Source organism: Mangrovibacter phragmitis, assembly GCF_040429585.1.
GTDB classification, from domain to species: domain Bacteria; phylum Pseudomonadota; class Gammaproteobacteria; order Enterobacterales; family Enterobacteriaceae; genus Mangrovibacter; species Mangrovibacter phragmitis.
Map to the genome: position 1 here is coordinate 2,570,037 of NZ_CP134782.1, position 25,177 is coordinate 2,595,213.

The window sequence follows — 25,177 nt, forward strand, 5'->3', positions numbered from 1 at the left end:
GCCAACAAATACCAGCTGAACATTCTTGTTCAGCACTATATTAGCCTGCCAGACTGGTCTGTTTTGGTTATTCTGCCTGGAGTTTTTTCTCATATAACCGGTAACGTTTATATGGTTCTGCACCAATTCTCTCCAGAATCGTGCGCATACCTGTATTGGTCTCCAGTATCCAGGACATTTCCAGCGCATCAATATTTCGTTTTGCAAAAGGGTCACGCAGCGCTTCAATAAGCAACAGGGCAATAATAGGCCCAATGCGGCTAAACTGGTATTCCTGGCGAACACCCATTAATGGAACGCGGGCAGTACGCACACCACTGACTTTCAACCGCCATAACAGTTTTGCCCAACCAAAGGGTAATAAGCGCCCGTGTAAACCAGAAATCGCTTCATTGATATTGGGTAACCCCACAATGAAGGCACAAGGCACGGAATCCACTTCAGCAATATGAATCATGTCATCTGGCACCAGATATTTAAGCTGGTCTCCCATAGTGGCAAATTCACGCTCAGTGAAGGGAACAAAACCCCAATTATTCTGCCAGCCAGAGTTAAATATTTCGCGCAATACCTGCATTTCTTCCGCGAATTTTTTACGATTGAGCGCACGCAAAGTGACTTTTTTACGTACCTGATCCATCAGCCGGGTTAATGAAGGTGAAAAGAAAAGGTCAATACGCTTCATCCAGTATGCCAGCAAATCTATACCTTGAGAATAACCAAGATGCTCCAGGTGGCTGGCATAATAAGGTTTACCATGAGGCATTAATGCCGATGGCGGGGTCTCAAATCCATCAATCAATAAACCACTTTCCTGATTAATATTCAGGCTGAATGGCCCAGTGATATTCTGTGCTCCTTGTGACTTCAGCCATGTTTCAGCTGCTGCAAAAAGTGCGTCAAAAACTTCTGGGTCATCAATAGCATCAATCATCCCGAAGTGACCAGTATCGGCCCCATATAACTCGCGGTGCAGGGAGTCTGTTTGCGCTGTAATACGTCCAACAACAGTTTCGCCTTTCTTTGCAATCCATGCCTGCCACGTTATATGGTCTGTACCCGGATTTTTCTCTGAAAGATGTTCTTCACGCTCAACAAATAAAGGGTCAATCCAATGAGGATCATCACTAAAGAGGGAGCAAGGAAACTGTATAAATGCTTTCAGGGCATACTTATCCTGAACCTTTTCAACTTGAATCATAAACAACCTTAGCTTTCAGAATCTACTCGAAAAAACACTATCAAAATGCCTGTTTGGGGCTAATTACAGCAACCAACTGATGTCATTACAGTCAATAAATAGCGACAGTCTGGCACGGTATTTGATATCACCAAATAGCAGCAACCATAACAAATCGGCAATTTGGCCGTGAACGCGCTACACTGCATGAGAAAGGCTATACTCTGGGAAAAAGATTACTGATGACAGTAATTTTATTTGTGCCATAAATCAACGCATTAATCAAAAAACATTTCATATAAGAGTAATAAAAAGCAAAAAAATCAAACTATTACATAAGGTTTATCTGTTTGCCATTCTCGCTGGCATTATTGAATGCAATTAATTTAGCACAGTAATTATCTGCAATAAGACAATCTGATTAATACTTTCATAAAAGCCACCCAACTCACTAAACAAATAATGCTCTTATTTCAATTTATGGCACTTTTCGCAAAAAAATATTTTTTTATTTTTGAAAATTTTATCCAAAAGCTGCTTTTTTTAGCAGTTAATGCTTTCAGGTTCTTTAGGTATAAGATGAATTATTCACTTTTATGAAACTTGATGCATAATGTTTACTGTATGTTAAGTAAGAGGGCAATATGCCAGACTCTCTGAATCAGCCTTCATTTTCTCCTGGCTGGTAAATACTGCTTCATCATTGGTGCGCTGCTATTGCCGATTACAGGGCCGCCAGATCCCGATTACCAGGGGATTATAACTTACTTACGCCACATAATGCGCTCAATTAAGTCAGTTGTAAGTTTCATCATCAGTTAATTCTGGTATGGCGATATTTTGCGGCTGCAGATGCGACTTATGGAATGGAAATGGTTGAATAAAAAATTTTCAAAAAGTTTTCATAGTAATAACTTCAACTCCTTCACCAGCTGCTGTTATTGGTGATTTTGAATCTATGGCCAATTTGTCTATGTCTGAAACAAGCTCTATTCATTCTCTTCCAATGCGATATGCTGACTTTCCATCTCTCGTTGAGGCGCTCGATTACGCGGCTCAGGGAGAAACCGGAATGAACTTCTACGACCGCAGGAACCAACTTGTGGCAGTGCTGGAGTACCGTACTCTGAAAGAGCGTGCAATGCTGGGGGCCCGCCGACTGCTATCACTTAACCTGAGAAAAGGGGACCGTGTCGCACTCATTGCTGAAACCAGCACAGGCTTTGTTGAGGCGTTTTTCGCTTGCCAGTATGCTGGTTTAATCGCCGTGCCTCTGGCTATTCCAATGGGCGTAGGGCAACGCGATTCATACGTTGCCAAACTGCAGGGTTTGATTCATAGCTGCAACCCTGCTGCCATCATCAGCAGTGAAGAGTGGACTCCACTGATTAGCTCAGTCACTGCCAATGCGCAGCAAGCGCATATTCTCAGTGACAACGATTTCCATACGCTCCCTGCGCAAGATATGGAACTGCACCTTCCTGCTCCGGATGATATTGCCTACCTGCAATATACCTCAGGCAGTACGCGCTTCCCGCGCGGGGTGATTATTACTCACCGTGCAGCGATGTCTAACCTGCACGCTATCAGCCACGATGGCATCAAATTACGCGCCGGTGACCGCTGTGTCTCATGGCTGCCTTTCTACCACGATATGGGACTGGTCGGGTTTATGCTGACGCCAGTTGCCACTCAGTTGTCAGTGGATTATTTGCGCACCCAGGATTTCGCCATGCGCCCGCTACAGTGGTTAAAACTCATCAGTAAAAACCACGGAACAGTCTCTGTTGCGCCGCCCTTTGGTTATGACTTATCACTGCGCCGGGCCAGTGAAAAAGAACTGGCTGAACTGGATCTCTCCAGCTGGCGTGTCGCCGGTGTGGGAGCTGAGCCCATCCCGGCCGAACTGCTGAGCCAGTTTGGGGAACACTTCAGACAGGTTAACTTTAATAAAGATGCATTTATGCCTTGCTATGGCCTTGCTGAAAACACCCTTGCAGTAAGCTTTTCCGAAGCTGACAGCGGTGCACAGGTGAACGAAGTTGACCGTGACATTCTCGAATATGAAGGCAAGGCTGTTGCGCCGGGGAAAAACACCCGGGCAGTATCCACTTTTGTCAATTGCGGCAAGGCGCTTCCCGGCCACCATATTGAGATTCGCAATGAACTGGGCGCGGTGCTGCCAGAACGCCAGGTTGGGCAAATCTATATCTCCGGCCCAAGCCTGATGAACGGCTATTTCCGTGATGCCGCTTCACAAGAAGAGATTCAGTCTACCGGGTGGATGGACACTGGCGATTTGGGCTACCTGCTGAATGGCTACCTGTATGTCACCGGGCGCAAGAAAGACCTGATTATTATTCGTGGCCGTAACATCTGGCCGCAGGATATTGAATACGTAGCAGAATCTGAACCAGAAATCCGTTCAGGTGATTCCATTGCTTTTGTCAGTGAAGAGCATGGTGATGGTGAGAAAATTATTCTTCAGGTGCAATGCCGGGTGACTTCAGAAGAACGTCGCCAGCAGATAGTGCATGCTTTAACGGCACGTATCCAGAGTGAATTCGGCGTCGCGGTTAATATCGTGTTGCTGCCACCGCACAGCATTCCCCGAACATCTTCCGGGAAGCCTGCCCGTGCGGAAGCCAGGAAACGCTATCTCACAGAAGCTATTCCGGCGTCACTGCAATTAGCAGGTTTTGCGCAATGAGCCATACCGTTGCGGTGACGGGCGCGACCGGTTTTATTGGTCGCCACATCACCCAAAACTTGCTGGCGCAAGGGTTTACCGTGCGGGCCCTTACCCGGACCGCAGGTAAACCGCCAGCAGCCAACTTAAGCTGGGTGCCCGGTGACCTGGATAACCGCGATTCACTCGCGGAATTACTGAATGGTGCAGATTACGTTGTTCACTGTGCGGGCCTGGTTCGCGGGCATACAGAAGAGATGTTTACACATTGCAATGTGACGGGCAGCCTGCGTCTGATGCAGCTGGCCCGGCAAACCGGCAGATGTAAACGCTTTTTATTTTTATCCTCGCTTGCCGCACGCCACCCCGAGTTGTCCTGGTATGCGAATTCAAAATACGTTGCCGAGCAACGTTTAATCGCAATGGCCGCCGCACATATGTCGCTGGGCATTTTTCGCCCAACAGCTGTCTACGGGCCGGGTGATAAAGAACTGAATCCACTGTTTAGTTGGTTATTACGTGGGTTACTTCCCCGCTTAGGAGGCGAAGACTCAACGCTGTCTTTTCTTCATGTGAGTGATTTAGCACGGGCTGTAAGCCAGTGGTTACTGGCGGATAAACCGCAGTCTGATTGTTATGAGCTGTGTGATGGTTTTGCCGGTGGCTATACCTGGCGGAGCTTACAAGAAATTGGTGCACGGGTGCGCCATGGCCATGTGCGCCTGGTTGCCATCCCTTTTCCCCTGCTTAAACGCCTGGCAGATATCAGTATCCTCGCCAACCGCCTTGCCCGGAAAGAGCCGATGCTGACACACAGTAAACTACGCGAGCTCACGCATCCCAACTGGTCGGCAAGCAATGAACGCTTATCTGGCGATATTAACTGGTTTCCTGAGATCAGTTTGGAAGACGCACTGCGTGAAGGGTTATTTTAATTTTATCGAGTAGAGGTATGCCAAGATTTCTATGGTGAATCGCGATGCTGTTATGGAGTACATCCTTTCCTGCTTAAGAGAAACGCTGGAAAACGGACCTGAAGTTAAACCGGATAGCGACCTGGTCAATGATCTTGGTCTGGAATCCATTCGTGTGCTGGATCTGTTAATGAAACTGGAAGATGAATTTGATATTTCCATTCCTATCAACATCTTGTTGGATGTCAGAACACCAGAGCAGTTACTGAATGCGTTGATCCCTCATCTGGAGAAAGCTCATGGGACTTTATGATAAGTTTGCACGCCTTGCTAACGACCGCGAGCAATTCCAGACTTCAGGGCTGAACCCGTTCGGGACCTGTATTGATGAAGTGTACTCGGCAACTCAGGGCCGTATTGGCAACCAAAAAATTGTTCTGGCGGGGACGAATAATTACCTTGGGCTGACATTTGACCAGCAAGCCATTGCCGAAGGCCAGGCAGCATTAGCCGCTCTGGGTACCGGCACTACAGGTTCCCGGATGGCAAACGGTAGCTATGGTTCACATCTCACACTGGAACATGAACTGGCAGAATTTTTTGACCGCCCCACCGCTATCGTGTTCTCAACAGGTTATACCGCGAACCTGGGCGTTATCAGTACACTTGCAGGTCCTGGTTCAGTCGTATTAATCGACGCCGACAGCCATGCCAGCATTTATGATGCCTGTGCACTGGGCGGTGCCGAAATCATTCGTTTTCGCCATAATGATGCCAAAGACCTGGAACGCCGCATGGTTCGCCTGGGTGACAGAGCCAAAGAAGCATTGATTATTGTCGAAGGCATTTACAGCATGCTGGGCGATGTTGCCCCACTGGCTGAAATTGCGGAACTCAAACGCCGTTATGGCGGCTATCTGTTAGTCGATGAAGCTCACTCTTTCGGTGTAATGGGCCCAACCGGCCGTGGTCTGGCTGAAGATTTGGGTGTTGAAAAAGACGTGGATATCATCATGGGGACATTCAGCAAAAGCCTGGCCTCCATTGGTGGTTTTGCCGTAGGCAACAAAGAAATGGACGTTTTGCGCTACAGTAGCCGCCCGTATATATTTACCGCATCGCCTTCGCCATCCAGTATCGCTTCTGTTCGCGCTTCCTTAAAACGCATTGCACAACACCCAGAGCTACGTGAAAAATTGTGGCGCAATGCGCACCGCCTGTACCATGGTCTGGCTAAACTGGGCTATGAACTGGGCCCCCGTATCAGCCCGGTAGTACCAATTATAATTGGCTCAAAAGAAACAGGCCTTCAACTCTGGCGTGATCTGATTGCCCATGGTGTTTATGTCAACCTGGTTCTGCCACCAGCGGCACCTGCCGGTATTACATTGCTGCGTTGTAGTGTTAATGCGGCGCACAGTGATGATGAAATCGACATGATTATTCAGGCTTTTGCAGAGCTGAAAAAATAGTTTTTTTCTGCACGCAGATAAATGCTGCCATGGATTACCAAAACCGGGCAGCATTTATTACAGTCAAATACCCGCGAAGAGGGAATCTGCGTAAAGTAAAACTAAGTATCATTAGCGGTGTTGATGTTCTTCGACGCCATCTGCGTATTTATTTAATTTTATCACTACCCTGTGCTGAGCAAAATGCCGAACATAGCACCAGCTCCCCATAACGAAAAATATCGGTATTGAAACAGTGATTTTCATATAAAAATGATGAAGAATTACCTGATTGTTGCAGGTTCAATATTTTTTGAACACGAATAACCACGACTTTGCATAAATTGCGCAATTGCCGCCTCGGCTGCAGCAATCACTTGATCAACCGGTTTATTAGCATCAATATTCACGATGTCAGCCCCGGAAAAAGTGAGTTGTGGTGTAATCGCAATTTTTTTCGCCAGTGATTCTCTGCGATGATCGGGTTTACGGGCACAAGCAACATCCAAATCCACATTGAGTTTTATCACTAAATCGGGCTTATAACTTGCCATCCAGTGAAATGCGTTACTTTCTTTGCCCGCCAGCCATTGAACAAAACGACTGCCTTTGGTTTCCACCGGAAATGAAGTGCCATCATAGGCTCCTGGGATCTGGTCCTGCGGATAGCGGTCAGCAAGGATAATCAACCCCTGGCGGCGAAATGCCAGCATACGCCGAAAACGCCATAATCTGCGTAAAACAAAGGAATAAATTACCAGTGCTGGCAGCAAATTAACCTCGGCTTTTGCTGATTTGATCTTCTTCGTGTTACTGGCAATCGACTTGCCAAACACCTTACCAATTAGTGGCAGTTGTGAAACAGCGCGCCCTACATTACCTGCCTGCTTTCCCAGGTGAACTTTCACGGCCGGACCATATTTTTTCACATAGACAATAAGGTGCTCACTAACCGTAGACTTGCCAGAACCGTCACTGCCAATAATCGCAATGAGCGGAGAATTTGGTTGATTCATAATAATTCACTCTTTTTAGTTACCAGAGAAATGTACCATTTTTCAGTGAAAAAGTCGCTGAGACTTGTTATTTCATTAACATTTAATAAATAGAATGTGTGCCATACAACAAAAAAATGGTAATTAGCACGAATGAATAAGAAAAATAGCATAAAATGTTAATCAGATTTCTGAGATTATCCATAAATTGCGGTTATCCCAAAACTCTCTTTTCACTCTGCATATAAACCAATATAATATTCCTTTTATTGTTGGATCTATTATTGTGAGTCACAAGATAATCCCTGCCGCTCCTCACCCAACAGTTCGTGTAATAGCAATTACTGGCTGTGATGGGTCAGGGAAGTCGACTTTGGCTACCAGCCTGGTCCACCATCTTTCACAACAAGAACCTACAGAGTTGCTTTATCTGGGGCAGTCTTCCGGGCGAATAGGTGAGTGGATAAGTAGTTTACCTATTATAGGTGCTCCCTTTGGGCGTTACTTACTTAAGAAATCGGATACTGTTCACGAAAAACCTTCCACACCACCGGGTAATGCCACTTCACTGGTTATTTTTCTGCTTTCCTGCTGGCGGGCATATAAATTTCGCCGCATGCTGAAAAAAAGCCGCCAGGGGACACTGCTGGTCACCGACCGTTACCCCCAGGCAGAAGTGGCTGGTTTTCGTTTCGATGGTCCTCAGTTAGCCAAAACCGTTGGAGGAAATCAGTGGGTACGCTGGTTACGTAATAATGAACAAAAATTGTACCAATGGATGGCATCTTACCCACCGTTATTGCTGATTCGACTGGATATTGATGAACAGACAGCCTTCTCACGCAAGCCTGACCATAAGCTTTCCGCTTTGCGCGAAAAAATCGCGGTTATTCCGGACCTGACATTTAATGGTGCCCAAATTCTGGACCTCAATGGTCGCGAACCAGCAAATAAAATACTGAGTGAATCTTTACAGGCCATTCAGATTTCGCTCGCATCGACAAAGCGGTAATCACTTAGCCAATATGTTGTATTGACACCCATGAAAAAAGATAACGAAAACAGCAAAAATACCTCACCCATTACCTGTATCTCCGGGCTGGTTGCCGTAGTCGGTAGCGATGGCACAGGCAAATCGACACTCACTAACGATTTAGTAAAAAACCTTAACAAGCAGGTTGTTACTGAAAGGCGTTATTTGGGCCTTATTTCCGGAGAAGATGGCGACAAAATAAAACGCCTGCCGCTGATTGGTACCTGGCTTGAACGTCGTCTGGCAGCAAAGTCAGACAAAACACAGCGCATGAGCAATAAAGCTCCGCCACTGTGGGCCGCACTGATTATGTATGGTTTTTCTTTGTGGCGCGCCGCTAACCTCAGAAAAGTACAGCGGCTTGCACAAAGTGGGGTGCTGGTGATTAGTGATCGCTACCCTCAGGCTGAAATATCCGGTTTCTATTATGACGGACCGGGCATTGGGCCGGAGCGAGCTAAAGGCTGGTTATTAACCCGCCTGGCAGAACGCGAGCGCCGCCTGTATCAACAAATGGCCCTGTTCCGCCCGGAGTTAATTATCCGCCTTGATATTGATGCGGATACCGCATTTTCACGCAAGCCCGATCACAGCTACGAAGAACTGAAAGATAAAATCGCCAACATGGTAAAACTAAATTATAACGGTTCCCGAATAATTGAGTTGGATGCCCGCGCACCTTACTGTGAAGTGCTTGAAAATGCACTCAATGCGATATACCCCGTTATAGAAAATTCGCAACGCAGGAAAGTTAATGCATGACGTCTTTAACCGCGTGGGGACCAGATAATGATATTATATTGGCTGGTCGCTTTTTCCATTTAACAGTGTGCTGAACAGAGTGCCGGTAAATAGCATCTATGAATAAAATTACCCAGGGCATAACGGAGTATCATCGAAAAGTTCCTTTGCCCTGTATCTTACCCGGCAAAACTGTTACCAGCCCCCGATGTAACCAAATCTGTTACAGGCTGTGACCAGATATCTGTTTACCATATTACGTTTGCCACGCCAGAGGAACCCCTTGCAAGGCGTGGTTATAACCTGTTAGTGATTACCAACCGGAATTACCGGATATGGCTGGTTTTTATTATGAAGCATTGGTTTTCTGATGGTGCGTTTCGGGCCATTTTACGTAACGCCGCTTATCTTGGCTCCGGAAGTGTAGTCAGCGCACTACTCGGTTTACTCGCCCTCTCCTGTGCGGGTAAAGGTATGACACCCGCGTTATTTGGTGCGCTGGTCGTTATTCAGGCTTATGCAAAAGCAGTCAGTGATTTTATTAAATTTCAAACCTGGCAATTTGTAGTCCAGTTTGGTACGCCAGCACTGGAAAAGCAGGACACAAAACGGTTCCGTAACGTTATTTCTTTTTCATTTGGTCTCGATATTGCCAGTGGTCTTGTTGCTGTTCTCGGCGGTATGGCCTTATTGCCTTTTCTTTCGCATGCTCTTGGGCTGGAAGGGAAAAATTTTTGGCTGGCACTTTTATACTGTACCTTAATACCTTCAATGACAGCGGCAACGCCAACGGGAATTTTACGTGTTTTTGATCGCTTTGACCTGATTGCCATTCAGCAGGCAACAAAACCATTTTTACAAGCCGCTGGTAGTGTGATTTCTTATTATTACAATCTGGGTTTCACTGGTTTTGTTATTACCTGGTATGCTGCTAATTTATTTGGCGGGACATTATTTTGGTGGTTTGCTGCAAGAGAGTTACGCGCCAAAAATATTCATAACGCATTAAAACCACAACTTTTCAAAGCTGCACGCAATATAGACGGAGCCTGGAATTTTGTGTGGACAACTAATTTTGCCCACACTATTTGGGCCGCACGTAATTCATGCAGCACCGTACTGGTTGGTCTGGTTCTAGGACCGGCGCCTGCTGGCTTGTTCAAAATCGCCATGACATTCTTTGATGCCACGGGTACGCCGGCCAAATTGATGGAGAAAAGCTTCTACCCTGAAATCATGCGGTTAGACCCAAGAACAACCAAGCCCTGGTTACTGGGGCTGCGTTCAGCATTACTGGCCGGTGGTATTGGCATCGCTGTAGCCCTACTGGTGATTCTGGTTGGTAAGCCATTAATTTCATTTATCTTCGGTTACAAATACCTTGAAGCATATGATTTAATCCAAATAATGTTGGGTGCCATTATTGTCTCTATGGTCGGCTTCCCCCAGGAATCCTTGTTATTTATGGCTGGGAAACAACGAGCGTTTCTGGTCGCACAAACTATTGCTTCGGGTTCATATATTGTTCTGCTGGTTGCCATGTCGCACCTGTTTGGCGTACAGGGCGCTGCCTTTGCTTATTTTGGTGGGCAATGTCTGGATGTGTTGTTATCACTTGTTCCAACATTAAGTGCTTACCGTAATCGTTATTTACTGGGGTTCAATGTCCCCAGAGAGAGTAATCAATGACGAAAAAAATGTGGGAAAAATTCCCCGAAGACACCCTGGCGTTGTTATTCACAGCAGTAGAAGAGGACGACAATGTTGATGATCACACCAGCCTGCCCAGTGTGATTGATTTGCAATGCCCACGCGAAAATATTTATCAAAACTACGCCCTGTGCCTGCAGTTTTGGCGTGATGGTTTTACCCGTGAAGAGCTGCTGGGTTTGGTAGACAAATTCACCAGGAATCCAGATTTACCTCAGGCCGTACGGATGCGTTACAAATATATACGTGCACGCTATAAGCATTTGCGTTTTGCCCAGCGTTTGTACAGTAAAACACACCAGTCATTTGGGCTATTTAATACCACCACGGTTGTGTTGGGCCATTTTCAGGATGCGTTTCGCAATGGTAACCAAAAAAACCTGAGATATTACGGTGCTATTTTACGCATCCTGCTCAGTAACCCCGTCTGGTCACTGGTCAACTATGCAATGAGCCACTTTCAGTTAGAAACTGAGAGCGGGTTTATTGCCTACCGGCAGTCACAAATTCGGACACTGGGTAGGCTTATCAAACGTCCGCAGCTTACCGGGGAAGAATTCCACGATGTGCGCAAAATTGTCAGCCAGCAGGTCTCTTTTTATGACACCCTGCGTTCAATTAATCCTGGCGATCAGCAGGCGTATGAGATGTCCAGATTCCTGGCGGCAATTAACGGCATTATGGGCGACCAGCACGATGTGATGGTGGCAGATAAACTCGCGGGGGGTTCGATGTATGACGAAACAACTGCGCTGGAACCGGATTTACGCCTGCGTCTGGAACAGCTTCTGGCCCGCTACCCCTTGTGATCCACTGGCCGTAAGCGCCCTTTTACGACCATGCACCTTAGCAAGAGCGCAATCCGGGTCAGGTAAAGGGATGTAATAACTTCAGAATGTTGTTTACAGCCATTGGGTAAAAAAAACGGAAAAATATTTATTATCAAAAAGTTGTTGGTTATCGACTTACCAGTAATAAGGAGGCGGATATGATTTTAGGTAAATTTTTGGCAGTGCCATTCCTTCTTTTGCTTCCGGTAATCGCCTGTGCGCACAACTTTGTTATTGGTCAACCCGTTACTCCGGTGATGATTAGCGAAAAGGGTGAATTAATCCTCAAAGATGGCGACTTCAACTACAGGCGCTGGGATAGCGCGGAACTCGCCGGAAAAGTACGGGTAATGCAATATATTGCAGGCCGAAAATCCGCAAAAAAGAAGAATTCGCTACTGATTAACGCAGTTAAAGACGCTCACTTCCCTGAAGACCGTTTCCAGCCCACCACTATTGTAAACACTGATGACGCAATCCCGGGCTCCGGTTTTTTTGTTCGCGGTAAAATAGAAAAAAATAAAAAAAACTACCCCTGGGCGCAGTTCATTGTAGACAGTGATGGCCTGGCCCGTAAGGCCTGGCAACTTAAAGAAGAAAGTTCCACCATCGTTGTACTGGATAGCCTTGGCCGGGTCCGATGGGCAAAAGATGGTGCGCTAACGCCTGATGAAGTAGCACATGTGATAACTCTGGTACACCAGCTTATAGCGGACGAAAATCATAACAGGGCCATCCCTCTTGTTGATGAACGGTAAACACATTGGTTAATAAAGGGTGTACAGAAGCGATGTTTTTAATTGAGCGTTATATCCTGACAGAGGTTCGTCGGTTAACCATTATCATTGTGTGTTTTCTGGTCTTCATGTTTGCCTGTTTTTCCGCACAACGTTACCTGACGGACGCGGCGAATGGCACGCTGGCATTGGAAGTTGTTTTCAATGTTGTTTGTTACAAGGTGCTGATAGCCCTGGAAATGCTGCTACCTGTTGGGCTGTATGTTGCGGTATCTGTGGCGCTTGGACAGATGTACACCGATTCAGAAATCACCGCTATCCTGGCCGCAGGCTCCAGCCCAATGCGAATCTACCGGGCAATTCTGGTCCTGGCTATCCCACTGGGTATCCTTGTTACCTTTATTTCGTTATACGGTCGCCCCTGGGCCTATGGGCAAATTTACCAGTTAGAACAGCAGTCCCAGTCAGAGCTGGATGTCAGCCATTTACAGGCCAATAAGTTTAATACCAACAGTGATGGCAGAATGGTGCTGGCAACGAAGATAGACGCAACGCACAACCACCTTACTGATGCACTGATTTATACCTCTTCGCCGAACAAAACCAGTATCTATAAAGCCGGGTCAGTTGATGTAATTGACCCATCGCCACAACACCCCGCTGTAATGCTGCACAATGGTACCGGCTATGTTCTGGACAGAAGCGGGCAGGATGACAGGAAAATGGTGTACCACAACCTGCGAGTGACTCTGAAGCCTGTGGTTCAGAGCCTGGATGTAAGGCGAAAAGCCGCTTCTGTGGCACAACTGGCACGCTCATCTGACTCCGCAGATTATGCCGAACTGCAATGGCGCGAAAGCCGTGGGTTAAGCACACTACTAATGGTGTTGCTGGCAATACCATTAAGCAGAACCCGGCCCCGCCAGGGGCGTTTTGCCACCCTGTTACCGCTGACGATTTTATTTGCCGCGATTTTCTACGGCAGTAATATTTGCCGTACGTTGATTGCGAATGGTTCAATTCCTGGCGTTCCCGGTATGTGGTCGGTGCCGTTAATTATGTTATTCGGGCTGCTGGCGTTGCTTGCTTCTGAATTCTCTTTGCTGAAGAAAAAATCCCGATGAACATTTTCAGCCGCTTTTTAATCCGCAATGTCTTTATCGGATTCGCTGCCGCCGCCGGGTTGTTAATTCCGTTGTTTACCACATTCAACCTGATTAACGAGCTGGAAGATGTTACTCCTGGTGGCTACCTCTGGACTCAGGCGCTGTGGGTTACATTGATGACGCTGCCACGCACGCTTATCGACCTGGGGCCTTTTGTCGCGCTTTTTGGTGGGATAATCGGCCTTGGGCAGCTATCGAAAAGCCTGGAGTTAACCGCTATACGCGTGGCGGGCGTGTCAATTATGCAAATAGCCCGTGTTATTCTGTGCGCAGGGCTGATGCTGACGGTCACATTTGCCGCTCTTGATGAGTGGGTGGCATCCCCGTTGCAGCAATACGCATTGCGTCTTAAAGATGCGGCGCTGGCGCACTCGGGCAAAACCGACAATGCCGGTAATGAACTGTGGGCCAGAAATGGCAATGAATTTGTAACAGTAAAATCACTGGATGAACACAATAACCCGCAGGGCATCGAAATTTTCTATTACCAGCCGGACCTGTCTTTGCAATCTTATATTTATGCCAGGACAGCCACGATTGACGACAAACACACATGGACACTGCACCAGGTTTACCAAAAAACCTGGAGTGGTGATAAAGAGAGTGTGAAGACTACAGACTCACTGCATTGGCATTCTGTCTTTACCGGCATGAGCCTCGCTGAACTAACCATGCCCGGCGACAGTTTCTCTATTGTTCAGCTAAACCGGTACATTAAGTATTTGCAGGGCAGTGGGCAACCGAGCATGGAGTTCAGAATTGCGCTGTGGCAAAAGCTGGGCCGCCCAATATTAATTCTGGCAATGATCCTGCTGGCCGTACCCTTCACCTTTGGTAATGCGCGTGAACCCGGGTTAAGCAGCCGCCTGGCTTTGGGTGTGGTCGTTGGCCTGCTAACCTACATTGCCTACCAGATTGCTGTCAATTTAGGGTTATTGCTGTCACTCAATGTTCAGTTCACCACCCTTTCTCTGCCTGTGGTACTGCTGCTTGTGGCTCTGGGCTTAGTCTGGCGATTTGATAAACGCCATTAACATTTTCAGCGCTTCTGGCGTTCCCGCTATCAGGGAGCGGTTGCCTGCTCAAGGTTTATCAGCCAGGTCATTGCGGCTTCGCGGTTGGTGGAGCACATCTCTAAGGACGGTTGCAGGCTCGCGCAAACGGCCGGGCGCAAATCGGAACCAAAGATGTTACAGCGGTTATCCTCAGATAACTGGATACACCTCACGTTCGCCGGTTTGCCATCAGGCATGCCAGGAATGGGGCTGCTAATTGAGGGCGCGGTACAACAGGCTCCACAGTCTGGGCGGCAATGCATAGTCATTCTCTTTTTATACTGGCCCGCTACTCTACCAGCCGATGGCAATAAGAGAAATCCCTCCAGCAGCCATTACAGCACATATATGGCGAATTCCACTTGCCTGAAACCCAGGGCGCGAGTAACGTGTCGCGATATTTTAATCAACCCTGGCCCGCCAGGACGACCAGACAGGATAGCCCCATGGCAAGAGCGAATGAAATCAAACGCGGTATGGCTGTGAATTACAACGGCAAGCTGCTGTTAGTGAAAGATATTGATATTCAGGCACCCAGTGCGCGCGGTGCTGCAACACTGTATAAAATGCGTTTCTCCGATGTCCGTACTGGCCTGAAAGTTGAAGAACGTTTCAAAGGCGATGACCTGCTGGACACCATTACACTTAGCCGCCGTGCCGTTAACTTTTCCTATATTGATGGCAACGAATATGTGTTTATGGATGACGAAGACTACACGCCATACATCTTCAATAAAGAACAAATTGAAGAAGAACTGCTGTTTATTCCAGAAGGCGGGATCCCGGGAATTCAGGTTCTGACCTGGGATGGCCAGGTACTGGCGCTTGAACTGCCGCAAACTGTCGATATGGAAATTGTTGAAACTACGCCTGGGATCAAAGGGGCTTCTGCCAGTGCCCGCACTAAACCCGCAACGATGGTTACCGGCCTGACCATTCAGGTTCCTGAGTATTTAGGTAACGGCGATAAAATCCGTATTCATATTGCTGAACGCCGCTATATGGGCCGGGCAGACTAACGCGAGGCGTTATTTACCGGTTCTGCCTCTTCGGGTAGCTTCTGGCTCCCGAACAGAAAAAGAAAAGCACTGCCCTGCGGCAGTGTTTTTCTACACTTTCGTTCAGCGCAGCACAAAAAACGCGCCGGGCCAAAAAGGCACGGCGCGCATCTTCACCCAAAAACAGCATGGCGAGTTTGAACACAACCCGCCTGCGTTTTATCAGAGCAGGTCAGGGAATAAGGTTTTTTTCAGTGCCAGCTCAACACCACGCACTTCAGCCAGGCCTTTTAAGCGGCCAATAGCCGAGTAACCTGGGTTAGTTTTTTTACGCAGGTCATCAAGCATCTGGTGGCCGTGATCAGGGCGCATTGGAATAGCCCGTTTATCACCCGCAGCCACACGGCGTTGCTCTTCTTTCAGAATGGCGTGCACCACGCCAACCATATCGACATCGCCCTGCAAGTGCGCCCCTTCATGGAAGGTTTTCGGGTTGTCCTCGCGACAGGTCGCGCGCAAGTGAGTAAAGTGAATACGGTCAGCAAAGGTTTCAACCATAGTCACCAAATCGTTATCCGCACGGACACCATAAGAACCAGTGCACATAGTGAAACCGTTGTTAATGCTGTCTACGGTGTCTTTCATCCACTGCATATCTTCGATAGTTGACACAATACGCGGCAGGCCGAGAATGGGACGCGGCGGATCATCCGGGTGCACAGCAAGGCGCACACCACTGGCTTCTGCTACCGGCACAATCGCCTTCAGGAAATACGCCATATGTTCGCGCAAACGCGCTTTATCAATGCCATCGTATTCCGCCAGGCGGGCACGGAACTGGTCCAGAGTGTAGCCTTCTTCTGCGCCAGGCAAACCAGCAATGATATTGCGGGTCAGCAGGTCGATGTCGTCTTGTGACATCGCCGCGAAATAATCCTGAGCCTGGTTTTGTTCTTCTGCAGTGTAATCGGCTGCTGCTCCGGGGCGTTTAAGGATACACAATTCAAAAGCCGCAAAAGCGATTTGGTCAAACCGCAGTGCCTTCGAGCCATCTGGCAGCGTGTAAGCCAGGTCGGTACGGGTCCAGTCCAGTATCGGCATGAAGTTATAGCACACCGTATCTATCCCACATTCCCCCAGGTTGCGAATACTCTGCTGATAATTTGCAATCCAGGTATCATACTGACCCGTGTGGGTTTTAATGTCTTCGTGCACCGGAATACTTTCCACGACAGACCATGTCAGCCCTTTTTCCGCCAGTAATGCCTGGCGAGCCTTAATCTCTTCCACCGGCCAGACCTGGCCATTTGGAATGTGGTGCAGAGCTGTGACAACGCCTGTTGCGCCTGCCTGACGCACATCATCCAGCGATACAGGATCATTCGGTCCATACCAACGCCAGGTTTGTTCCATGACAGATACCTCAGTTTAAGCTGTTATACCAATTTCATTTTGACTACTACCATACATGCCTGACTGGCAGAGTCAATGACATGCCATGTCAAGAATTGATCCAGTTCACAATCCACCTGAATTTTGCGGTATGCCAATTTCATTTGTTGTCATATAACTTTAGACTAGAGATGTTAATTAATCGTTAAACAGGATTCTGTTATGGCAACTGTCGCATCCGTTTCCCTTCCCGCTTTTGTTCAGCTTCCTCAGTATGACCGCACAGCTCTGGCATCGCGCATTGTGCATTTAGGTTTTGGGGCCTTTCACCGTGCGCACCAGGCATTGCTGACCGACCGGGTGCTTAACCAGAGTGGTGGAGACTGGGGAATTGCGGAAATCAGCCTGTTCAGTGGCGACATTATGATGCAGGCATTACGCGAGCAGGATCACCTGTTCACTGTGCTGGAAAAAGGGCCGGACGGGAATCAGCCTATTGTTATCGGCGCCGTGAATGAATGCCTGAACGCAAAACTTGATGGTATCGAAGCCATTATTGAGAAATTTTGCGAACCTCAGGTTGCCATTGCCTCGCTGACAATTACCGAAAAAGGCTACTGTATCGACCCGGCGACAGGAAAACTGGATATCGCGAACAGCCGGATTGTGCACGACTTAGCTAACCCTCATGAACCCCACTCTGCTCCCGGTTTATTGGTTGAAGCACTGTACCGCCGCCGTGCGCGTGGTCTGCCGCCATTTACTGTACTGTCGTGCGATAACATTCCCGAAAATGGGCATATCGTTAAGCATGCTGTGCTGGGTATGGCAAAGAAGCGGGACAGTGCGCTGGCAGACTGGATTGAACAGCATGTTACCTTCCCTTCAACCATGGTTGACCGTATTGTTCCCGCAGCCACTGAGGAAAGCCTTAAAGAAATTGCCGACCTGCTGGGTGTGCCAGACCCCTGTGCGATAAGCTGTGAACCCTTTATCCAGTGGGTGGTTGAAGATAATTTTGTGGCTGGTCGCCCGCAATGGGAAAGCGCCGGTGTGCAAATGGTGAGTGATGTTCTGCCCTGGGAAGAAATGAAACTGCGCATGCTCAATGGCAGCCACTCTTTCCTGGCCTGGCTGGGCTATGTCGCCGGATACCCGTATGTGAATGAGTGTATGGAAGATGCGGCATTTCGCACAGCTGCATTAAAGTTGATGCTGGAAGAACAGGCTCCCACACTGCGCATTACCGGGGTTGATTTAGCCGACTATGCCAGCCAGTTAATTACGCGGTTCAGCAACCCGGCGCTGCACCATCGTACATGGCAAATTGCAATGGATGGCAGCCAGAAGTTGCCACAACGTATGCTGGACAGTATTCGCTGGCATCTTAACCAGGGCACGCCCTGGCCTTGCCTTGCTTTGGGTGTGGCTGGCTGGATGCGTTTTGTCAGTGGTGTCGATGACGCAGGAAAGTCCATTGAAGTAAAAGATCCTCTGGCCGATATCATTCAGCAAAAAGTCCAACAAAGTACTATGGAAAACCGGGTAGCCGCACTGCTTTCACTGACCGCTATCTTTGGCGACGATTTAGCAAATAACGCTGAATTTACCCGCCGGATTGAACAGGCCTGGCAGTTACTGGCAAGTAAAGGGGCTCATGGCGCGGTTGCCGCACTTCTTGCGGGTGATTAACCGCACAGATAGATCTTCACTTCATTCGTTTTTTTCGCCATGATCAACACGTTTTTCTTTATTCCTGGGGGAAAACAGGAAAAACGTGTTGCCTGCAACACCCCTTCCCCCAGGTACAGACAGCCTATTTGACGGTCAATGACATCACCAGAGCCTGCTTCTGGTTATGGCTTTTGTTCGTACAGGGAGAAGATGTGACAAAAACCAATCTGATTACCGGCTTTCTTGGCAGCGGTAAAACCACCACCATTCTTCATTTGCTGGCAAACAAACCAGAAAATGAAAAATGGGCGGTGCTGGTGAATGAATTTGGTGAAATTGGTATTGATGGTGCGTTGCTGTCTGACCGTGGCGCGCTCTTAAAGGAGATCCCCGGCGGATGCATGTGCTGTGTGAATGGCCTGCCCATGCAGGTGGGGCTGAACACATTATTACGCCAGTACAAACCTGACAGATTACTGATTGAGCCAACCGGACTGGGTCACCCACGGCAGATTCTGACCATGCTGACGGCACCAGTATATGAACCCTGGATTACTCTCCAGGCCAGTTTTTGCCTGCTTGACCCACGCCAACTGGCTGATGAAAAAGTACGCGGGAACGAAAATTTTCGAGACCAACTGGCAGCCGCCGATATTATTGTCGCCAATAAGCAGGACCGGTCAGATGCCACGGCGCAAGCGGCTCTGGATGCATGGTGGGCTGAACAGAGTAATGGCCGTTTACTGGTGCATTGCTCACAAGGCGAGATAGAACCAACCCTGGTGGATACCCCCCGGACCCACGATACCCTGCCCCCGGAAAGTGCAGCACACCGCCACCAGCATGCCGCCCTTGCGGCTGGGCTGGCCGCACTATCTCTGCCTGACCATCAACGCTGGCGCCGTCTGCTTAACCAGGGCCAGGGGTATACGGCCTGCGGGTGGATTTTCGATGCCGACACAGTCTTTGATACCACCGGAATTCTCGAGTGGGCCCGCCTTGCACCGGTGGAGCGGGTAAAAGGGATTTTCCGCATTCAGGAAGGTCTGGTGCGCATTAACCGCCAGGGCCTGGATTTGCATATTGAAACCCAGGCAGTTGCCCCACCGGACAGCCGGGTTGAAATGATTACGGCACAGGAAACCGACTGGAATGCCCTGCAAACAAGCTTGTTGAGGTTACGTTTAACCATACAGGTGTAGCCTGGAAAGTTATTGTCAAAAGAAATTATTACCTGAATATTTATGAAACGTACTTACTTATTACCCATTCTGGTGATGAACCTGCTGGGTTTCGCGCTGTTTTTTTCCTGGTATCTGCCTCCTTCTCACGGGTTCTGGTTCCCCATTGATAGTGGTTTATACCACTTTTTCAACCGGCTGATTGTTGAAAACCACACATTCTTGTGGCTGGTTGCCATTACCAATAATCGTGCGTTTGATGCCTGCTCACTACTGTGTATGGGGCTGGTAATGCTGCATTACTGGCGGGCAGAATCCGCTTATGGGCGCCGCCGCATTGTAATTATTGGACTTGTTATGCTGCTGACTGCGGTTGTGCTCAACCAGTTAGGGCAAAATCTACTCCATTTACAACGCCGTAGCCCGTCTCTGGTCTTTACCGATACGGTTCGCGTCAGCGAGTTGTTGCCTTTTCCAACCAAAGATGCCTCAAAGGACAGCTTTCCTGGCGACCACGGTATGATGCTACTTATTTTCTGTGGCTTTATGTTGCGTTATTTCAGCGTACGGGCGTTCGCTATTTCTCTGGTTATCTTCGTCGTGTTCTCACTGCCACGGATGATGATTGGCGCACACTGGTTCACTGATGTTTTTGTGGGCTCATTAACCGTGGTACTTGTTGGCTTACCCTGGTGTTTATTAACCCCGCTGAGTGACAAACTGGTTAACTGGTTTAATTTACGCCTGCCGGGTAAAAATAAACATCCGGCTAACAATTGATTGAAAAACGCCCAATAAGTTGCGCTATTAGTTATATTGCTATTTCTGATGGCGCAACTTAATTCAAACTGGTTACTCAGTTGTTTTCTCCCTTTCGCTTTTTTTCTTTTGATTCATGGTATTGCTATCCCTCTTTTCTGAATGGTCATTATTTAACCACATCCATTCAACACGACAAAACATCACAATTTCTTATAAAATTCTGTGCAAAATGACTCGCTATGTCTTTTTTGATCGGGTACTCTCGGGAATATTCTGTGCAACGTGTTATGCAAACGCTTCACACGAATAAAATTGTGCGTTTTGCCACATTTTTATCCAGAAAGTATTGTTGTTGTACAGATTGCTAATTAGTCTCGTCACGTTTGGCATTTTTCTAGCGGCTCTGTCGCTAAGGACATCAAGGGATAATAAACAATATGGTCAAGTCTCAACCGATCTTGAGATATATCTCGCGGGTGTTACCCGCCGTTGCTGTGGCGATTTTGCTTTCAGCATGTAGCGCAACGAATAGCGCGAAAAATATGCGTACTGAGACGCATGCAGTTGGCGAAAAAGACAGTTATTTACTGCAAGCTTCTCAGGACGAATTTGAACAGATGGTGCAAAACCTCGACATCAAATCCCGTCTGATGGATCAATACGCAGACTGGAAAGGTGTTCGTTACCGTCTGGGTGGTGACACCAAACGCGGTATTGATTGCTCTGCTTTTGTTCAGCGCACTTTCCGGGAACAATTTGGTCTTGAACTGCCTCGCTCCACTTATGAGCAAGAAACCACTGGCAAACATGTAGCGAAAAACGCACTGCGAACCGGTGATTTAGTCCTGTTCAGGGCAGGCTCTACGGGCCGTCATGTCGGTATTTATATTGGTAATAATCAGTTCGTTCACGCTTCCACTTCCAGTGGTGTGATGATTTCCAACCTGGATGACCCCTACTGGAAAAGGCGGTATAACGAAGCGAGACGTGTACTGACCCGCAGCTAAACATTTTTAATCCCTTGATAATGCGAAGCTGAGATTGTTAAAAACGCCGCCCAAAGCGGCGTTTTTTCATTTAGTTACTCCCCATTCTCTCCAGACTGTTTTATTCTTAACACAATAAAAATAACTGCACCGGCTGGTAGCCGTAGCAATGGGGTTTTGTGACTGTGGTGTCTCCCTCCAATAAACTGCATTTTTTCCCTGAACAAGGAAAAAACCTTGCCACAAGTTCACTCCTGGGAGTCGTGGTAGCCATTTGTATCAGCGCCCTGGTGCTGGCGATAACACATTTTCAACGCATGAGCCGGCTCGATACACTTGCTAATAATTTCAGCCACTATATTTACAGCTATACAGCCGATTTACAGGATTCATCATATAAATTATTCCCACTGGCACAACAGCCATGCGAGCGTGTTACTCCGGAACTCACCAGCTCTGCAGCCTTTAAACTCCATGTGCGTGCAGCGTTGCTGGTGAAAGACTACACAGCAGTATGTTCCTCTGCGACCGGGAAAATGTCCTATCCACTGGCGAAACTGGTGCCTGAAATTGATATCAGCAAACGCCGGGATCTGGCGATTTTACCGGAAACCCCGTTAATGCCCGGCAAACCGGCTCTGGCATTTTGGCTGGCAGACCCGCACCACCCGGGTAATGGCATTATTACAACCATCAACCTGAATATTCCCCCTTATTTATTGTTCAGTGCGCAGGAAGACGGTGTCTCCGGAATTGCTCTCGCCGTACGTCAGGTAGCCATTGATATTTACACCGGGCAGGTCACCCCGGTAACACAATTAGGTAATCCCCGTTTGCAACGCACCCTGCAGGATTTTCCAGTCAAACTGCTGGTTTTTGCTCCTCACTGGCAACCCCAGTTAATTCAGTTTTCCCTGCTGGCCGGGCTGGCCGCCGGAATTCTGAGTACGTTATTGTGCTTCTATTATTTAACAATACGGATGAGTTCAGGTCGTGAGATCCTGGCGGGTATTAAGCGCCACCAGTTTTCTGTCGTTTACCAACCAGTTCTGGATACACAGCATCAACATGTTAAAGGTGTAGAAGCACTGATGCGCTGGCATCACCCGGCTGTTGGCCCTATTCCTCCTGATGTCTTCATCCAATATGCTGAAGCTCAGGGGCTCATTGTTCCACTGACTCGTCATTTATTCAGCCTGATAGTCAAAGATCTTCCGGTATTACAGCAATGCCTGCCTGCTGGCGCTAAGCTGGGGATAAACCTTGCCCCATCACATCTCAAAGCTGCATCTTTTCAAAGTGATATCACCCAATTTGTTAGCCAGCTTCCCGGCAACTATTTCAAATTATTGTTAGAAATGACAGAGCGCGCCATGCTGGAAGGCGACGAGGTACTGGAGAGTTTCAACTGGCTACACGAACAAGGTTTTGACATTGCGGTCGATGACTTTGGTACTGGCCATTCCGCGCTTATCTATCTGCAACGTTTTCCCTTTGACTACCTGAAAATCGATAAAAGATTTATCAGCACTATTGGGCAGGAAACCGTGACATCACCTGTACTGGATGCTGTACTCAATCTGGCCCAACGCCTGAAAATGGAAACGGTAGCCGAAGGTGTTGAAACCGCAGACCAGGCGGCATGGCTTGCCAAACGCGGTGTAACCTATATGCAGGGGTACTATTTAGGCCGACCTGTGTCGGCACAACGGTTGAATGAATGGTACTGTAAACTACCCTCGAACTCTGACGGGTGATACAGTCAACACTCTCTGCCCGCAAATGCCAAAGCAGAGGTCTGGTTGCTGTTTTTATTGCGTGTCATATTGCTCCGTTACTGTGTGACGGTTGCCTGATAAGGATCTCACTGACGATGTTGCTGCGTTGTCTGGCTGCTTGTTTACTGGTTATTGCCAACCTGAGCTATGCCGCTCCCAAAATTGAAGAAAGTTATTCTTTTGCTGTATTGGGTGAACCCAAATACGCAGTGGATTTTACGCATTTTGATTACGTAAACCCTGTGGCCCCCAAAGGGGGAAGCATGACACTTGCCACCATTGGCACATTTGATAACTTTAACCGTTTTGCCTTGCGCGGCAATCCGGGCATCCGTACAGATTCACTGTACGACAGCCTGTTTACCACCTCTGATGATGAACCTGGAAGTTACTATCCGCTGATTGCTGAAAAGGCTCGTTACCCGGATAACTTTGCCTGGGCAGAAATTGCCATAAACCCGGAGGCCCGGTTTCAGGATGGCTCCCCGGTGCGCGCCAGCGATGTCGCTTTCACCTTCCACAAGTTTATGACGGAAGGCGTTCCTCAGTTTCGCCTTTATTATAAAGGCGTAAAAGTTAAAGCCATCTCGCCACTTACTGTGCGTATTGAACTGGCTTCCCCCTCCAAAGACATGCTGTTAGGGCTGTTGACACTGCCTGTTATGCCGGAGTCATTCTGGAAAAACCACAAGCTGAGCGACCCTTTATCAACGCCTCCGCTCTCTGGTGGACCTTATAAAATCACCGCGTGGAAAATGGGTCAGTACATTGTTTATTCGCGGGTAAAAAACTACTGGGCCGCAAATTTACCCGTTAACCGCGGGCGGTTTAACTTTGACACATTACGTTATGATTATTATCTGGACGACAATGTCGCCTTTGAAGCCTTCAAAGCCGGTGCCTATGATTTTCGCAGTGAAAGCAGCCCGAAAAACTGGGCGACGCGCTACACCGGCACCAACTTCGACAAACATTACATCCGCAAAGAGTCCTGGCCCAACCAGGGCGCTGTTGATACACAATGGCTGGCATTCAATATACAAAGGCCAATATTTAGTGACCGCCGGGTGCGCGAAGCCATTGGCCTCGCCTTTGATTTCAACTGGTTGAACAAGGCATTGTTTTACGGCGCTTACCGCCGGCCAGACAGCTATTTCGAAAATACTGAGTACGCAGCTCGCAACTACCCGGATGCCAGCGAGTTAACGTTGCTGGCACCAATGAAAGCACAACTACCTCCAGATTTATTCACTCATATTTGGCACCCGGCACAATCACAAGGTGATGGCTTCGACCGCGCTAATTTGCTCAAAGCGATGGCACTGCTGAAAGACGCAGGCTGGGAGATTCGCAACCAGCAGCTTGTGAATACTAAAACTGGCGAGCCCTTTCGGTTTGAGTTACTGCTGGGTAATGGCGGTAATGACCAGTGGGTACTGCCATTCCAGCATAACCTGAGCCGCCTTGGCATAGCGATGAGCATCCGCCAGGTTGATAATTCTCAACTCACCAACCGCCTGCGCAAGCGGGATTTTGATATGCTGCCTTCCCATTACCAGGCCATGCCCTGGCCCTCTTCCGATCTACAAATTTTGTGGGCATCGCAATATATCGATTCAACCTGGAACCGCCCGGGTGTGGCAAACCCGGTGGTGGATAAACTGACAGCAGATATTGTGGCTCACCAGGGGGATAAAACCGCGCTGGTAACCCTTGGACGAGCACTGGACCGGGTGCTGACATGGAATTATTACATGATCCCCATGTGGTACATGCCCACACGCCAGTTAGCATGGTGGGATAAATTTTCTCATCCGGAAATTCAGCCTGTTTACTCTGTCGGGCTGGATTCCTGGTGGTATGACGTCAATAAGGCCGCTTCATTGCCGGCACAACGACGCTAAG

At 48.2% G+C, this 25,177-nt stretch carries 22 protein-coding genes; 18 read left to right on the forward strand and 4 right to left on the reverse strand.

The window, feature by feature from the left end:
- Positions 1-67: 67 nt before the first annotated feature.
- A complete protein-coding gene (locus MPHASIOC01_RS12405) occupies positions 68-1,201 on the reverse strand; it encodes an N-acetyltransferase (protein WP_353614749.1) in 1,134 nt (377 codons plus the stop codon).
- Between the two features lie 952 nt (positions 1,202-2,153).
- On the opposite strand from MPHASIOC01_RS12405, the gene MPHASIOC01_RS12410 reads away from it, so the two are divergent.
- Genes MPHASIOC01_RS12410 through spt form a run of 4 tightly spaced genes read left to right on the forward strand, consistent with a single transcriptional unit; the run spans position 2,154 to position 6,255 of the window.
- Positions 2,154-3,890, forward strand: coding sequence for a fatty acyl-AMP ligase (locus MPHASIOC01_RS12410; RefSeq protein ID WP_353614750.1), 1,737 nt, complete (start codon positions 2,154-2,156; stop codon positions 3,888-3,890).
- Complete coding sequence (locus tag MPHASIOC01_RS12415; protein WP_353614751.1) at positions 3,887-4,804, forward strand: NAD-dependent epimerase/dehydratase family protein; 918 nt, start codon at positions 3,887-3,889, stop codon at positions 4,802-4,804. The genes MPHASIOC01_RS12410 and MPHASIOC01_RS12415 overlap by 4 nt, the downstream gene beginning before the upstream one ends.
- A 31-nt stretch (positions 4,805-4,835) precedes the next feature.
- Positions 4,836-5,096 carry an acyl carrier protein gene (locus MPHASIOC01_RS12420; RefSeq protein WP_036111580.1) on the forward strand — a complete coding sequence of 87 codons (261 nt, stop codon included), beginning with the start codon at positions 4,836-4,838 and terminating at the stop codon, positions 5,094-5,096.
- The gene (gene spt, locus MPHASIOC01_RS12425) at positions 5,083-6,255 is read left to right on the forward strand and encodes a serine palmitoyltransferase (RefSeq protein ID WP_064595068.1); all 1,173 of its coding nucleotides are present in this window, start codon (positions 5,083-5,085) and stop codon (positions 6,253-6,255) included. Before MPHASIOC01_RS12420 ends, spt begins: the two co-directional genes overlap by 14 nt.
- A 263-nt stretch (positions 6,256-6,518) precedes the next feature.
- On the opposite strand, the gene MPHASIOC01_RS12430 is transcribed toward spt, so the two are convergent.
- On the reverse strand, positions 6,519-7,250 hold the full coding sequence (locus MPHASIOC01_RS12430; protein WP_064595069.1) for a hypothetical protein: 732 nt from the start codon (positions 7,248-7,250) through the stop codon (positions 6,519-6,521).
- Between the two features lie 280 nt (positions 7,251-7,530).
- Between MPHASIOC01_RS12430 and MPHASIOC01_RS12435 the strand changes: the two genes are divergently transcribed.
- The 7 genes from MPHASIOC01_RS12435 to lptG all read left to right on the forward strand — a co-directional run bounded on the left by MPHASIOC01_RS12435 (position 7,531) and on the right by lptG (position 14,480).
- Positions 7,531-8,241, forward strand: a complete 711-nt coding sequence (locus tag MPHASIOC01_RS12435; RefSeq protein ID WP_369938154.1) for a dTMP kinase — start codon at positions 7,531-7,533, stop codon at positions 8,239-8,241.
- Positions 8,242-8,271: 30 nt separating this feature from the next.
- Positions 8,272-9,024, forward strand: a complete 753-nt coding sequence (locus MPHASIOC01_RS12440; RefSeq protein WP_064595071.1) for a hypothetical protein — start codon at positions 8,272-8,274, stop codon at positions 9,022-9,024.
- 330 nt (positions 9,025-9,354) lie between these two features.
- The gene (locus MPHASIOC01_RS12445; RefSeq protein ID WP_064595552.1) at positions 9,355-10,692 is read left to right on the forward strand and encodes a lipopolysaccharide biosynthesis protein; all 1,338 of its coding nucleotides are present in this window, start codon (positions 9,355-9,357) and stop codon (positions 10,690-10,692) included.
- Complete coding sequence (locus tag MPHASIOC01_RS12450) at positions 10,689-11,522, forward strand: hypothetical protein (RefSeq protein ID WP_353614752.1); 834 nt, start codon at positions 10,689-10,691, stop codon at positions 11,520-11,522. The genes MPHASIOC01_RS12445 and MPHASIOC01_RS12450 overlap by 4 nt, the downstream gene beginning before the upstream one ends.
- Before the next feature lie 179 nt (positions 11,523-11,701).
- Complete coding sequence (locus MPHASIOC01_RS12455) at positions 11,702-12,301, forward strand: YtfJ family protein (protein ID WP_353614753.1); 600 nt, start codon at positions 11,702-11,704, stop codon at positions 12,299-12,301.
- A 32-nt stretch (positions 12,302-12,333) separates the two neighbouring features.
- The gene (gene lptF / locus MPHASIOC01_RS12460) at positions 12,334-13,404 is read left to right on the forward strand and encodes an LPS export ABC transporter permease LptF (RefSeq protein WP_064595077.1); all 1,071 of its coding nucleotides are present in this window, start codon (positions 12,334-12,336) and stop codon (positions 13,402-13,404) included.
- The gene (lptG, locus tag MPHASIOC01_RS12465; protein ID WP_353614754.1) at positions 13,401-14,480 is read left to right on the forward strand and encodes an LPS export ABC transporter permease LptG; all 1,080 of its coding nucleotides are present in this window, start codon (positions 13,401-13,403) and stop codon (positions 14,478-14,480) included. Before lptF ends, lptG begins: the two co-directional genes overlap by 4 nt.
- 29 nt (positions 14,481-14,509) lie before the next feature.
- On the opposite strand, the gene MPHASIOC01_RS12470 is transcribed toward lptG, so the two are convergent.
- On the reverse strand, positions 14,510-14,764 hold the full coding sequence (locus MPHASIOC01_RS12470) for a YkgJ family cysteine cluster protein (protein ID WP_064595082.1): 255 nt from the start codon (positions 14,762-14,764) through the stop codon (positions 14,510-14,512).
- 183 nt (positions 14,765-14,947) lie between these two features.
- On the opposite strand from MPHASIOC01_RS12470, the gene yeiP reads away from it, so the two are divergent.
- Positions 14,948-15,520, forward strand: coding sequence for an elongation factor P-like protein YeiP (gene yeiP / locus MPHASIOC01_RS12475; RefSeq protein ID WP_036111555.1), 573 nt, complete (start codon positions 14,948-14,950; stop codon positions 15,518-15,520).
- Positions 15,521-15,721: 201 nt separating this feature from the next.
- Here yeiP and uxuA read toward each other — a convergent pair whose 3' ends face one another.
- Positions 15,722-16,912 carry a mannonate dehydratase gene (gene uxuA / locus MPHASIOC01_RS12480; protein WP_064595084.1) on the reverse strand — a complete coding sequence of 397 codons (1,191 nt, stop codon included), beginning with the start codon at positions 16,910-16,912 and terminating at the stop codon, positions 15,722-15,724.
- Positions 16,913-17,113: 201 nt separating this feature from the next.
- Here uxuA and MPHASIOC01_RS12485 point away from each other — a divergent pair, with 201 nt between their 5' ends.
- The 6 genes from MPHASIOC01_RS12485 (at position 17,114) to MPHASIOC01_RS12510 (ending at position 25,176) form a co-directional block, all read left to right on the forward strand.
- Complete coding sequence (locus tag MPHASIOC01_RS12485) at positions 17,114-18,583, forward strand: mannitol dehydrogenase family protein (RefSeq protein ID WP_064595086.1); 1,470 nt, start codon at positions 17,114-17,116, stop codon at positions 18,581-18,583.
- 194 nt (positions 18,584-18,777) lie between these two features.
- Positions 18,778-19,767: a GTP-binding protein gene (locus MPHASIOC01_RS12490; RefSeq protein ID WP_064595088.1), complete on the forward strand. Its 990-nt coding sequence runs from the start codon at positions 18,778-18,780 to the stop codon at positions 19,765-19,767.
- Between the two features lie 42 nt (positions 19,768-19,809).
- Complete coding sequence (locus MPHASIOC01_RS12495) at positions 19,810-20,526, forward strand: phosphatase PAP2 family protein (RefSeq protein ID WP_064595091.1); 717 nt, start codon at positions 19,810-19,812, stop codon at positions 20,524-20,526.
- 419 nt (positions 20,527-20,945) lie between these two features.
- Positions 20,946-21,515 carry a bifunctional murein DD-endopeptidase/murein LD-carboxypeptidase gene (gene mepS / locus MPHASIOC01_RS12500; protein WP_064595093.1) on the forward strand — a complete coding sequence of 190 codons (570 nt, stop codon included), beginning with the start codon at positions 20,946-20,948 and terminating at the stop codon, positions 21,513-21,515.
- 167 nt (positions 21,516-21,682) lie between these two features.
- The gene (locus tag MPHASIOC01_RS12505; protein WP_405027774.1) at positions 21,683-23,251 is read left to right on the forward strand and encodes a cyclic di-GMP phosphodiesterase; all 1,569 of its coding nucleotides are present in this window, start codon (positions 21,683-21,685) and stop codon (positions 23,249-23,251) included.
- A gap of 116 nt (positions 23,252-23,367) precedes the next feature.
- Entirely contained in the window at positions 23,368-25,176 is a 1,809-nt protein-coding gene (locus MPHASIOC01_RS12510; RefSeq protein WP_353614755.1) for an extracellular solute-binding protein, read from the forward strand.
- Position 25,177 lies beyond the last annotated feature (1 nt).